This is a genomic window from Vibrio sp. 10N.222.46.A1 (assembly GCF_041473595.1).
GTDB lineage: Bacteria > Pseudomonadota > Gammaproteobacteria > Enterobacterales > Vibrionaceae > Vibrio > Vibrio tasmaniensis_A.
In genome coordinates this window covers 1-11,906 of sequence record NZ_JBFRSN010000238.1, presented here as the reverse complement: position 1 = coordinate 11,906, position 11,906 = coordinate 1, and the positions used below count along the sequence as shown (strand labels likewise).

Annotated in this window: 14 protein-coding genes and 1 pseudogene; 3 read left to right on the top strand and 12 right to left on the bottom strand. The window is 40.8% G+C overall.

Annotated elements, in window-relative coordinates; genetic code table 11:
• Window positions 1-943 (top strand): ISNCY family transposase (locus tag AB4496_RS08055; protein ID WP_372130795.1); only part of this gene is annotated, 943 nt, incomplete at its 5' end.
• A gap of 323 nt (window positions 944-1,266) precedes the next feature.
• Entirely contained in the window at window positions 1,267-1,689 is a 423-nt protein-coding gene (locus AB4496_RS08050) for a phage protein (RefSeq protein ID WP_048612102.1), read from the top strand.
• A gap of 125 nt (window positions 1,690-1,814) precedes the next feature.
• On the opposite strand, the gene AB4496_RS08045 is transcribed toward AB4496_RS08050, so the two are convergent.
• The 8 genes and pseudogenes from AB4496_RS08045 to AB4496_RS08010 form a co-directional block, all read right to left on the bottom strand.
• A complete protein-coding gene (locus AB4496_RS08045; RefSeq protein ID WP_102257880.1) occupies window positions 1,815-2,456 on the bottom strand; it encodes a hypothetical protein in 642 nt (213 codons plus the stop codon).
• A gap of 49 nt (window positions 2,457-2,505) precedes the next feature.
• Window positions 2,506-3,579: an RES family NAD+ phosphorylase gene (locus tag AB4496_RS08040; RefSeq protein ID WP_198592102.1), complete on the bottom strand. Its 1,074-nt coding sequence runs from the start codon at window positions 3,577-3,579 to the stop codon at window positions 2,506-2,508.
• A 105-nt stretch (window positions 3,580-3,684) separates the two neighbouring features.
• On the bottom strand, window positions 3,685-4,221 hold the full coding sequence (locus tag AB4496_RS08035; protein WP_102257881.1) for a hypothetical protein: 537 nt from the start codon (window positions 4,219-4,221) through the stop codon (window positions 3,685-3,687).
• A 108-nt stretch (window positions 4,222-4,329) separates the two neighbouring features.
• Complete coding sequence (locus tag AB4496_RS08030; RefSeq protein ID WP_102257882.1) at window positions 4,330-4,740, bottom strand: GNAT family N-acetyltransferase; 411 nt, start codon at window positions 4,738-4,740, stop codon at window positions 4,330-4,332.
• A 156-nt stretch (window positions 4,741-4,896) separates the two neighbouring features.
• Window positions 4,897-5,448: a hypothetical protein gene (locus AB4496_RS08025; RefSeq protein ID WP_240798345.1), complete on the bottom strand. Its 552-nt coding sequence runs from the start codon at window positions 5,446-5,448 to the stop codon at window positions 4,897-4,899.
• Window positions 5,449-5,525: 77 nt separating this feature from the next.
• Window positions 5,526-5,882, bottom strand: a complete 357-nt coding sequence (locus AB4496_RS08020; protein WP_102257884.1) for a hypothetical protein — start codon at window positions 5,880-5,882, stop codon at window positions 5,526-5,528.
• A gap of 361 nt (window positions 5,883-6,243) precedes the next feature.
• Window positions 6,244-6,414, bottom strand: coding sequence for a hypothetical protein (locus AB4496_RS08015; protein ID WP_372130797.1), 171 nt, complete (start codon window positions 6,412-6,414; stop codon window positions 6,244-6,246).
• Window positions 6,399-6,587 (bottom strand): annotated as a pseudogene (locus AB4496_RS08010) (hypothetical protein); the annotation flags it as partial. The pseudogene AB4496_RS08010 and the gene AB4496_RS08015, both read right to left, overlap by 16 nt.
• Before the next feature lie 408 nt (window positions 6,588-6,995).
• Between AB4496_RS08010 and AB4496_RS08005 the strand changes: the two are divergent.
• Window positions 6,996-8,276 carry a GGDEF domain-containing protein gene (locus tag AB4496_RS08005; RefSeq protein ID WP_102258014.1) on the top strand — a complete coding sequence of 427 codons (1,281 nt, stop codon included), beginning with the start codon at window positions 6,996-6,998 and terminating at the stop codon, window positions 8,274-8,276.
• A 763-nt stretch (window positions 8,277-9,039) separates the two neighbouring features.
• Here AB4496_RS08005 and AB4496_RS08000 read toward each other — a convergent pair.
• From AB4496_RS08000 to AB4496_RS07985, 4 genes are all read right to left on the bottom strand, one after another.
• Complete coding sequence (locus tag AB4496_RS08000; protein WP_004731009.1) at window positions 9,040-9,192, bottom strand: YoaH family protein; 153 nt, start codon at window positions 9,190-9,192, stop codon at window positions 9,040-9,042.
• Between the two features lie 41 nt (window positions 9,193-9,233).
• Window positions 9,234-10,388, bottom strand: coding sequence for a conjugal transfer protein TraF (locus AB4496_RS07995; protein WP_012600631.1), 1,155 nt, complete (start codon window positions 10,386-10,388; stop codon window positions 9,234-9,236).
• Between the two features lie 59 nt (window positions 10,389-10,447).
• Window positions 10,448-11,326 carry a DUF2861 family protein gene (locus tag AB4496_RS07990; protein ID WP_102258013.1) on the bottom strand — a complete coding sequence of 293 codons (879 nt, stop codon included), beginning with the start codon at window positions 11,324-11,326 and terminating at the stop codon, window positions 10,448-10,450.
• On the bottom strand, window positions 11,326-11,906 hold a 581-nt coding region (locus tag AB4496_RS07985; protein WP_372130792.1), incomplete at its 5' end, for a response regulator transcription factor. The genes AB4496_RS07985 and AB4496_RS07990, both read right to left, overlap by 1 nt.

Here is an 11,906-nt window from a genome sequence, read left to right as displayed (position 1 = left end):
GGGTGAACTTATTCAAATTGACGGCTCCCATCATGACTGGTTTGAAGGCCGCAGCGACAAATGCTGCCTATTGGTGTTCATTGACGATGCGACTGGCCGCTTGATGAACCTAAGATTCAGCGAAACGGAATCCGCGTTTGACTACATGTTGGCGACGCGTGAATACCTCAATGAGCACGGTAAACCCATCGCATTTTACAGCGACAAACACTCCATATTTCGAGTGAATCAGGAGAAACACAAACAAGTTGGCCAAACCCAATACGGGCGCGTGCTGAAAGAGCTGGCGATAGAACTCATTTGTGCCAACAGCTCCCAAGCCAAAGGCCGTGTTGAGCGAGCCAATCTCACGTTGCAAGACCGGCTGGTTAAAGAGATGCGCTTACAAGGCATCAACACCATCGAGCAAGCCAACGCCTGGCTTCCCTACTTCATCGCCGATTTTAACCACCGCTTTGCTAAGCCCGCTCAATACCCGAAAAACATGCATCGTCCGGTTCGAGAATCCAAGCAAGAACTCGACGATATTTTCAGTTGGCAAGAAAGCCGCAAGCTCTCAAAATCACTGACATTTCAATACGATAAAGTAATTTATCTCATTGAGCCCACCGAAGAAAACAGCCGATTAATGCACGAAACCGTGAAGGTACTCGACTACCCAAATGGAGAAATCGCCATTCAGTACGGGCATCGAAAACTCGAATTCAAAACCTTCGACAAACTCGAGCACGTTCAACAAACCCAAATCGTCGACAACAAACGCCTCGGCCAAGTTTTAAAATTTGCTCAGCAACAACAAGAAGAATTCGAACAACAACAGCAACGAACCCGCAGTAAGAAAGCCCCCAAGCGCCGTGCACAACAAAGAGCCCTACAAACCGCGCCTCGAGCCATCAACCCTGTCCTCACCGACCCCTTCAAAGCTTCCAGTCGAAAGACTTAACAAGGGGACATTTCTATTGGGGACAAATAAGGACATTTTAAAATGGGATTGACAGGTTGTACGTAAAATGTGAGGAGTTTCAGTACCTTAGTCCTTACGGATTTTGCACACCACGCCGGATTAAGTCCTTAATGTTGTTGGTTTTATGGATTTTGACTGCACGTTTATGCACGTTGCGTTCAATATTGTTGGCTATACTTGGTTTTCGTGTCTCTGATTTTTACGCTGACGTGTTGCCGTTTCCAGAGACTTTCTACTACAAACACACTTTATGAGGAGGAAAAAAACTTTGCACGCTTGTCTTAATTTTTGAAGGAGATCACATGCTCACGCCACACTTTGCGGATCTCGTGCATCATCACTTTGATGGTATCCACGACGCCGCGGCCTTTTTTCATGTTCAACCGATCACGGTCCAGCGTTGGCTCTCAGGTGAAGTCCCTGTGAACCCGATGGCCGAAAAATTGATGAACATCCACGCTCGCGGTTATTTGCCTTTAGACCATCGTTGGAATGGATTTAGGGTTCACTTTGACCGTGCCACCTTGATCACGCCTGAGCGACGCGAGTTTAATCCGAAAGAATTGCTCAGCTTTGCGTATTGGCGCGACGAACATCGTCAGCTCGTCGAACGCCACGGTCGAATTGATTCCCCAAAGTTTTACCCACCTAAAGAACATCCGTTGCCATTTCGTGGCGGACGCCGTATGCCAGCGAAACCTTGGGTACCTACCAAATTTAAATAAAACCAGTCACAACAGCTATATATAAAACGTTACTAGCTCTCCAGGACTTTACGTTTTACTCTATATACCCCAACACCCAATATGAACCAATTCCTAGCATCAAATATATGTTTAGACCGATGCAATTATCCGTTTCTCAATGGAAATTCAAGTTCTTCGAATAAACTTTGAAGGCAAATATCGATGATATCCATTGCTTTTTCATATACGGGAATTGCACTTTCAGCTAGGTTCCTATCATCTTGGTTATTGCATATTACCAGCTCCATGCTGCACATTATTGAACAACTATCCCGCAAGTCTGAAAGTGTTTTCTTAGAACGTTCTGAGAGGAAAATGAAATCTTCTTGTTCAATTTCATGCAATGCGGTTATATGAAGTAGCGCTGATCTATCTATACTAGCATCGAGAAACTCCAAGGTTGGATGAAATTCACCTCGGGAATCAAAAGAGCCTAGAGACGCTTCACAATACCTCTTAAATCCAACCAACCTACTCTGCAGCTTTTTGAACACTCTTATTTTCTCATCTAAAAGTATGTCATTCTTTCTCGACAGCAACGCTAATTCGACTTTTAATCGCTCAATATCAGATATGTACTCATTTTTGGTGCTTTCAACTTTCCTAGTTATATATTCAATATCTTGCTTTGTTGCGAGATTTTTCCCTTTTTCTGAAGAATAGGAAAATAACATCCTTCGAAACATGAATATACCGCTAACTCCCAATAGTGTCATACACTGTAAGACTAATAACGCCAGTTCCATAATTGTCCCTTTGTTTCATATGGTTAGATAGAGTCAAATCAAGGAAAAGTCAGTATTCTACTGGGCCAAAATGTCCTTGGTAAGCTACATGCGTAATAACAAGCCGGTTTATAGAAACCACTTCAACAAAATTAGACTGTAATGGAGAACCAAAAAGGCCTAAGTTTTCTATGGTTTGAGTATCAGCGTATTGTTGTCTTTCTGGATGATGTCGACGTAAAGATAAACCATAAACAGTATCAAATGGGTGCCCACCAGTTCGAATTAAACTGAAAAAAGAAGGATAAATCACCCCGTCATAGCCCACCTTTTCAGCAGCTTTGACTATAGCTCGAGATATCTCATAAGAATGCGATTTAGCTAAAAACAACATGTGTATCGCTAAGTCTAAATTCTCAAATTCGGTTCTATCTTCTACCAACACGTGTGTTAAGTCTAATAACCGGAGGTTCTTCTTAGTTTTTAGCGTAGCTACATAAATGTCGTCATCTGCCGAAGCTCTACATTCATGAATACAAACATCAATATCCTGAGACCCATACATAATAGATAAGTCAGATGAGTCTAATCGACCCTTTCCTGAAAATTCAATTGGTGGACTATCATACTCCATAGGCTCAGATGGTCTGGTAGGGTTTACTCTCAAGCGATAAAATTTAGTAGCACTAGGGATGATTTTTTCTGGGTATTCAGTAATAACCCGTTGGATAATTAAATCTCGAGTATTTTCATTTTGTAAATCTTTAAGGGGCTCAACCTCACCTACCATCCACAAACGTGGGCCATAATGGAAAAAACCAATTTTGGCGGTATCTTCGATTAATTTAATGTCATTTTTTAGCCAAGGTGATGGACTGATATCACTTTTTCCATAGTGGTATTCATTCATTTGAATTACAGGCGCAGCTCCATAATCACAGCGTTTCGTAGTCCCACTAACAAAAAACCGCCAAGCCAATTGTTCAATTAACTCCTTAGTAAGCTTGTTGCCGTCGATACTATTACAATTTGGGCACTTGTCTGGTGATTGATTTCCCACTTTGTATGCATTTATTTTTAAACCTTCGTCTTCAAAGCAATTAGAGCAAAGAAGCATTTCACCATCGAATTGAGGCTGTTTCATATTTTACCTACTAATTATCGGCGCCCTACGTAAACCGTGTATCCAAACAAACGAAAGCCGATAAGGCCCCAAAATACCCGATAACGAATCGGGCTTTAATGTTATCTATATCTGTTCTATTAGTTTAATTTTAGCCAAACCATTGATAACGACACGCCATTGTTTTCCATCGCAATCAAAGTAAAAACCCATTAGGCCGGCATGATCTTCATGGCTACCAATGCTATGAATTATTTCATGTTTTACAAAAACAGCATCATCGTTCAATTCCGAAACGAGTTTTTCAACTGACTTGGCAAATAGCACTTCTTCCGGTAGAGAAACTAATTTATTTTTTCGGCTGAGTAAGAAAATGCAATTTAGTATACTTTCTCGGATTCGTCCCCACTCTTCAAAAGACTCTCTTATGCGTTTATGTGTTTCAGGAATAACAAATGTTACTAGGCCGAATACAGATAGAATTTCTACAACAGTAACAGGCATGTCAGCACCGCGACCAATATTCCCCTCACGTATAGAAAATTCCAATGGAAGCTCAGAGTTCACCAAAAGCTCTCGAGTATTTTTTTCGATTTTGGGAGTTTGTTGATGCCAATCTAATCCATGAGCTGGATCTTTGTAAGTTGCTAACACTATGTTCATATTTCTCTCGTAAAGTATCCCAAAGGTAAATCGTTTTTACCTTAATAAGCTGTGCCGAAGTAAAATCCTCATGCATTTTAAGTACTTCTAGACTTACCGACACGCATATCAGATAACAAATTTGAAATATAATGGACTATCGAATAGTGGATCAGGCTTCATTGATGCATCTAAATATAAGCGAAGGTCTGTACGTGAACGATACTTTTGATAGACCTCAAACTCAGCAGACTCGTAAAAAGTTACAAGGCTTTCCTTTGTTATTTTACTATCTTGATCCGGTTGTGCGGAAATCTCTATACACGCTTTATTGCATTCGCTTCTAATCTGTTCAATCGCTGCATTTAATAACTCACGAGCCATCCCTCGCCTGCGCAATTGAGGTAAAACATCTATACGTTCAATAGAATAAACCTTCTCTTCCTGACTATTTTTTTTCCACAAACAATAACAATCATTAGGATATTGTTCGAAGTAAACATAGTAGTCGCCGTAACTCTCTTTATACTTAATTGTCATAACTCTCTTCTTAATCAGTTTGTCAGTCCAAGCTGACACCTTAGATAAAACCTTTAAGCCCAAGTAAGAGATTGTGAGGCCTCAATAAGCGTAAAGCCAATTAAGTGCTAAAAGGAAAATTATAAACTCGAGCACTGAGAATCCTCTCAATGCTAGTTATAGCTTTTTTATACCTGCCATTTTTCGAATCGACACATTAAGCTCTTGGTGTAACTCAGTGTATTTCGAAAGCATTTCTTCATGGGCTGTAATATGGTCTAAATCCTCATCCCACACCTGGCGCGAAACTTCTTTATCTAATGCATGCAATGATTCAATACATTGCATAAACTTTTTAGGTAGTAATGGTTTTTGAACTTCGATTAGAAGCAACACTCTCTCATCTAGAGCTTTGTAAACCTTGGGGTTACTCAGGACTTTAGTTTGATATTCAGGGTCACCTGAAGAAGACTCATAATCTATAGCCTGTTTTGTTTCGTGTATCACATCAGATAGCTCTTTAGACAAATTAAGGAGTTCTGTTTTGTTCAGCTCCCAAATTCTTTCTCGCTCTTGGCTTTTTACCGAGTCGAAGTGAATTGCGGCGGCTATCGCGGTTGCTATAGCGATTACAATATTCACAGACAGCGATGAATCAAAATTCAGCCGAAGATCCCAAGCTACATACCAAATTGTAGCTGTAAACCCTAAAATCACACCAATTACCACTTGTATCAAAATAACTCCAAACTATCCCATAAGGCATGATTACACGTTAAAAAAACTGTCTTAAACGTTTATTAACACTAAAACTCTTCGAGTGTGTTGCGTTGTTCCACCTCTAGAATATCGAATACCAATTCACCATCCATTTCAAGAGTAAAGGAAATGCAAGAATCCTCTTCTCCTTCAAGATCCATGTCGGCACAACCGTTATAAACTGACCACTGATACTGATAATCAAGTTGGTATTCATTACCGCCAAGAAAAGTAACATCGCAAACATCAATACCCGTATGGTTTTCTGCCCGAGAATTAATATGTGATAAATCAGGTATAAGAGATGAGCCTAAATATTCTTCGTGCTCGATGAGTAACGCTTTTAACTCATCGCAAAGCGCACTACCATGTAGGACTGAACCCGACTTATTCAGAAAAATCATAATTGACCTCAAAACTGATGTTAATGGCTTGTGTAAAACGCAATTAAATAGAGAGCACTAAATTTAGAGTCCCTGTGTTCTGGTTAGTTAGTTTAGAAACAATAACTATAACCATTAATCCTATTTATAACAGTGATTTAAATCATTAGCTGTAAAACAAAGTGCTAAGTGTTCAACCCCCTATAGATTAGGCACAAAAAGAGACATTTTTATAAGAGATTGCCTTCATATTAATGAGCTTTATCGACGTTTTTTATAGCGTTTACGTGTAGTGTTTGCCCTGACAACACGCCCATTTCTAAGTGTGTAGCCTTTCATTAACTGGCCATTTTGCTTTCGACCTTTGCACTTATAACCTTTCTTAGCCATTGGGGGCCTCCAATTTTCGTATCCGTTGCTCTTGGTCTTGCTGCACTCGCTTTATCCAGTTGATGTCGGTTTTCAAAGCCGCAATCGTGCCAAGGCTTGAGACTCCACCTGTAATCAAAGCGATGATTAACGCATCGAGGTACGCCATCACTTCGTTTTCCATCGAGATGCGTAGTATTCAAGTAAGTATCGCACCATGGCGCGCATGCCTAGCGTATCAACCACAACAGCACCCACTACAAACTAATACGGATTTGGGATAACCTGCAGCGCATTGAAGCTTTGTTCTACGTATGGCGCGTAATTGGCAATGAAAGACAAAATGAGTGGTACGAACGCTCTCATAGACAACAAAGTTTTCGATAAAATTGAGTTTAAAAAGTGACACTGCAACATAACGGCCCTCCACTTTAATTGATGAACAGTAACAGTGGCCTCATAACTCGTTGTCACAGCAAGCCATAAAACTCGCACACATAACTCTGATTACGACAAACCGAACCACATTAAATTTAACTGTATAAATATACAGTTAAATTGATACCCCCGCAAAAACCACACTTATCGAGTGAATAGCATTCAAAACCAACGCCATGCGTACAGAATTTGTTCTAAAAATCAGTTTAATCATTAACTTTTCTGTATAATCTTCAATTCAATTTTAACTATTGAGTGCGAATGTGAATACTCGATAGAATCTCTGTTTGCGGTGACATCACGCATAACCACAAAGTTACAGTATGGATGATTAACATTTTGAGCGACAACGTATTCAGGCAAATCAATATATTCCTTTCGGTTTTTTGCCTCGCTGCCACTCTACTGTCGTTTATCTCTTACCATATGATCATGGATCAAAACTACGTTATCACTCCAGACAGATTCCCTACACTCGTTAACACTGACCAAGAACATAATGGTGGCACCAAAGGGGTGCTGTATAAGTCAGAAGACACCATTGAGTTACAGTGTGACTTTAAGCGTACCTATAGCTCGCCATTCTGTGAGATTGAGTTCGTTATCTCTACGGAAGGTAAAGGTCTGGATCTCTCAGTGTATGACTCAGTGACCATCAATATGGATTACGAAGGCCAAGAACAGCCAAGGTTTCGCTTTTACATTCGAAATTACGACGAGAATTACAGCGTTCAAGGTGACGCTATGTCTAATAAGTTCAATCGTTTAGATTTCTCGTTACCCGATAGAAAACACATCGACTTAGATTATTTCAATGTCCCTTTGTGGTGGATCGACTATTACAACCACCCTATTACGAATAGCGCCGTAGACGTTACCAACGCAGTGTCTGTTGAGTTAGGGCTTGGTGCTAGCACACTTGATGGGCACCATAAACTGACAGTACAAAGCATCGTTTTTCACGGCAAGACGATCGACAAGTTTGTACTAGGAAAACTCTTAATTAGTTTATGGGTGCTGTATGCGATTTACTATATATCTTGTGCGTTATATCTAGCCAGAAGAACAAGAACAGATGCCGCACAGCAACAACGTTCGTTGACTCAAGAAATTGAAGAGCTAAAGATAAAGGCTACAACCGATCCGTTAACCGGCTGTAGGAACAGAACTGAAGCTTTAGATGCTTTCTATGATTTTGAATGGTTAGCTCAGCAAGGAAAAACCATTCACATCGCTTTGTTTGATTTAGACCATTTTAAGCAAATCAATGATCAACATGGCCATGAAGTGGGTGACAAAGTACTTATTCAGTTTGTCGCAACGGCTAACGAGAGTCTTGGTGAGCAATATTTACTTTATCGCTGGGGTGGTGAGGAGTTCCTTTTAGTTTGCCTGGAGCAAACTGCGCTACAGTGTAACGAATCTATCAATAATCTATACCTAGCAATCGACCAAAGCGTTTGGCCTAAAGCGCTTAAAGTAACGACTTCGACTGGAGTAACACAGCTTAAGCAACATGAATCGATACGTTCTGCAATTAAACGTGCAGACAAGGCACTCTACCAAGCGAAAGACAACGGACGAAACCAAGTCGCAAAGTTGTACTAAAGCTCGCTTGACTAGACTGCAGTTACACGTTCAACTCTCTGCCAATACCCAATCAAGACGCCATTAATACCCTGTCGATATCTACTGTCCATTTAAGCCGCCGTTAGATTTTCAACGCAGACTAAAGAAGCCAAAAGCTTTACTGTCTCATTAGGATTCTAATCGTTATGTAGGCCTATAAGCGCGCTCTCACCATCGGTAACAACACATTCTGTAGTAACGCCATTAATCGCATTCTCAGGTTATATGTATCGTTTCTAAGCTTCCTAACTACTTGTTCTAAACCGCACATATCTGGCTAGTAAAAGCTTTCTCTAAGCAGTCGTAAGTCACTCGCGGTATCGGTTTTGAACATTACCGTCGTTACTTATCTCGCGCTGCTCTTCGAGGAAATCCTTATTATTCTGCTCCCGTCACGCTTCTAATCACGCACTCTGATCCACTAAAAATGGAAGTCACAACGTCACTATCCTTAAAAAACGCCATAGATTTAACTACTTAGACATGGTGACATAAATACTGACACCCAAAATGATAGTTGTATTGCTTTCAGAGCTCGCTGTAATTTAATTACAAATAGAAGCCAAGAAAAGCCTGATAAGTGGATTACTCTAACGTAACTTACTGAATAAAAGGCATTTAATGGTTTTGAATAGTCCGGGGTTTAGGGTAACTAAAGAATTGGTATGTACGAGATAATATATTATAGGGTAATATATTTAGTTATAGTGCGCTAAGGTGTTAAAAAAGAAGGGCTAATGCCCTACTCTTCTTTATTACTCATTTCTTCACGAATTTGCTCAGCAACGATTTTGATAGCTTGTGCTGTGCTGATGCCCTGGGTCATCATTTCTTGAATTCGTTCAACAGCTTTCTGTTGTTCTTCGTGAGAAAGGGTTGGTAAGTCGTTTAGCATAGTCTGCTCCTTTATTTAGGAGCAGAACTATATAAGGACTGTTAGTAACTAGCAAGGAAATTGATTGATGCACCCATTGCATTTTCATTTGTGTAGTTAGCACTTAAATCTAACTGGAACAAATTGAGTGGCGACAACCCAATACCTGCAGTGACTGTACCTTCTGAACCAGAGTATGCCAAATTCTTGTAGTACCCTGCCCTTAGCTGTAGCTGACGCAGAACATCAACTTCTGTACCAACGCGAATCATCTGTTCATTATCTTTGAACGAAGTAAACTTTTCGGTTTCATTTAAGTCATAGTCGACACTAAGCGTGAAGTAGTCCGCTACGATACCAGCACCTACGGTATATACTGGCTCTAGTTTGTATGCGTATTGGCCACCGACTTTGTGTGTCACACCGCTGGTCGTGCTCGTTAAAGTTTGAGATGTATCTTTGGTATTGATATCTCTAGATATTAAGTTGGTAGCCGAAAAACCAACTCGAAATGGACCTGTGAACCAAAGCGCGCCAGCATCCATATTAAAAGAAGTTTCACCTTCACCATTGTCTCTTACATCAGACAAATCGTAGCTCTTAACAGAAGCAACGTAGTTGTATGTGTAAATACGTTGAAGTTTAGGCGTGATACCAAATGAAATATGCTGCCCCATAAAGGTTTGATATTTAGCGAGAGTTAATCCAACTTCGGTAACACCAATAGCAACGGCTTCTACCGTCGACAACTCAAGCTTATCGGCATCTGTCGCTGACGCTTCATTGTAAACATTTGGTGTAGCAAACGATTCTGTATAGGCTTTGCCGAATAGGTTAGCCGCTATAAATTGATTTGGGATAGCGAATGCGACAACACCACCAAGTTCAACATTAGCTTGGTTACCATCGAGTTTTTTAAGAGCTGCATCTAAATCTGCAGTGTTTGTCGCAGCCAGAGCGGAATCAATATTTGATTTCATGTCTTGGGGGTCATTATAACTACCACCAAAACTTGGCGTGATCATACCCATATCATCGTTACGACGATAAATAGCAACAAGTGCTGGGTTATAGAATGGAGCTGTTAGGAAGTTTGCTGAAACAACACCAACACCACCCATCGCATCACCACGCGCTTCAATGGCGTAGTTTGCTGCTGAAAGAGGAAGACTGGCGAATGCAATTGATGCTGCGAGTAGTTTAGTTGTATTTTTCATGCCGTTTATCTTTGTTAGATCCCTTACATTATTAACGGCTCAATTCTAAATTACTTTAGCTACTCTTCGCTAGAAATATCATAAGTTTTACTGATAGTTTGTGCTTGCTCTATCGCTATGTCACCTTGCCAGCGCGAATGTACCATTGAAACAGCTAAAACATAACGATCATTGGGCACTTCTTCACCCGTTAAATTGGTCGGATAATCGGATTCATAACTTTTACCCCACACCTGCTTATACCGTTCATCGACATAATCGTACAAACCTACGTCTAACTTTGGTAATGGGCAGTATGGGTTCAGCAGTGCTTTTTTATCGATCAACCAAGAGTCTTTAGATGCCCAACGAACTTGTTGACGCATAACCACTTCACCAAGAATGACCCAAGTGCTCCAGGAGTTACCGCTATTTCCTTTTACAGTCAGGCGATAAAGTCCAGAATCGAGTTGAGACGCTAAGCTATAACGTTTGCTGTATACACTCACTGAAGTGTTATTGATTACAGGGTTACCTTTGGTGAACTCACTATCAGACGAAACGACCTTGTCGACCCACTTCTCAAAGGTGATGTCTTGGATGTTGCTTTCCGATTCAACATCAATCGCCACACGGAATGTTTCCCTGCCTGGGCTTTGGATAATGTGTCTTTTCACGACGACCGAGCTTATCCAGTCCGGTAAAGTGTTTTTGGTGAGCGTTTTCCCACAATCTTTGTTCAATGCTTGCTCGAACAGCTGATTGAGATGATCTTCGCGAGATTGCGAAGCGTTGATTTGCCAAACTTCCACTAGTGAATCAAACATCAATGCTAAATCATTATCTAGCAGATGCTTGTGCACTTGTGTCAGCGCATCACTGTCCTTAAACCAATCGGCGGAGTGTGCAGTATTGATGACGCTTGATAAAATGAGTAGTGGAAGTAAGGCTTTTTTCATTACGCTTTCATCTTGTAGCCAACGCCACGTAAGGTTTCAATTTCTAAACCTGGTAACTTCTGTCTTAGTTGCAGAACGTGCGTATCTACAGTACGAGTTGTTGGGAAGTGGTTGTAACCCCAAACGTGGTCTAGTAGCTCATCACGAGTAAACACTCGACCAAGATTACTTGCCAAGAATAGCAATAGATCAAATTCCGTACGCGTTAACGTGACTTCCAGTTCATTAAAAAACACTTCACGTGTTGCCTTGTCAATTACCAGATTTTGAGCCATCACTTTTGATGCATCTTGATCTTCAGCATCAGGTAGGCGTAGCTGTGCACGGATTCGAGCAAACAGTTCAGCTTCTGCAAATGGTTTCGTTAGGTAATCATTCGCACCTGAGTCTAAGCCGGCTACTTTGTCTTTTACTGTCACGAGAGCCGTAAGCAAAATAACTGGGATGTCTTTCTTTTTCTTCCAACCGGGAAGTGAATCTACTGAGTCACCATCAGGAAGTTGACGGTCTAGGATCACAAGATCCGCTTGTTCCCAATAGCCTTCAACTTCAGAGATCAGCTCGGCATGTAAACATCTGT

Excerpts from the sequence above, each read along its gene's own strand:
- AB4496_RS08030 (WP_102257882.1), bottom strand. The coding sequence starts at position 4,740 with ATGACAATTAAGTATAAAGAGAGTTACGGCGACTACTATGTTTACTTC.
- AB4496_RS08035 (WP_102257881.1), bottom strand. The coding sequence starts at position 4,221 with ATGAACATAGTGTTAGCAACTTACAAAGATCCAGCTCATGGATTAGAT.
- AB4496_RS08040 (WP_198592102.1), bottom strand. The coding sequence starts at position 3,579 with ATGAAACAGCCTCAATTCGATGGTGAAATGCTTCTTTGCTCTAATTGC.
- AB4496_RS08000 (WP_004731009.1), bottom strand. The coding sequence starts at position 9,192 with ATGCTAAACGACTTACCAACCCTTTCTCACGAAGAACAACAGAAAGCT.
- AB4496_RS08005 (WP_102258014.1), top strand. The coding sequence starts at position 6,996 with ATGATTAACATTTTGAGCGACAACGTATTCAGGCAAATCAATATATTC.
- AB4496_RS08045 (WP_102257880.1), bottom strand. The coding sequence starts at position 2,456 with ATGGAACTGGCGTTATTAGTCTTACAGTGTATGACACTATTGGGAGTT.
- AB4496_RS08020 (WP_102257884.1), bottom strand. The coding sequence starts at position 5,882 with ATGATTTTTCTGAATAAGTCGGGTTCAGTCCTACATGGTAGTGCGCTT.
- AB4496_RS07995 (WP_012600631.1), bottom strand. The coding sequence starts at position 10,388 with ATGAAAAATACAACTAAACTACTCGCAGCATCAATTGCATTCGCCAGT.
- AB4496_RS08015 (WP_372130797.1), bottom strand. The coding sequence starts at position 6,414 with ATGGAAAACGAAGTGATGGCGTACCTCGATGCGTTAATCATCGCTTTG.
- AB4496_RS07990 (WP_102258013.1), bottom strand. The coding sequence starts at position 11,326 with ATGAAAAAAGCCTTACTTCCACTACTCATTTTATCAAGCGTCATCAAT.
- AB4496_RS08050 (WP_048612102.1), top strand. The coding sequence starts at position 1,267 with ATGCTCACGCCACACTTTGCGGATCTCGTGCATCATCACTTTGATGGT.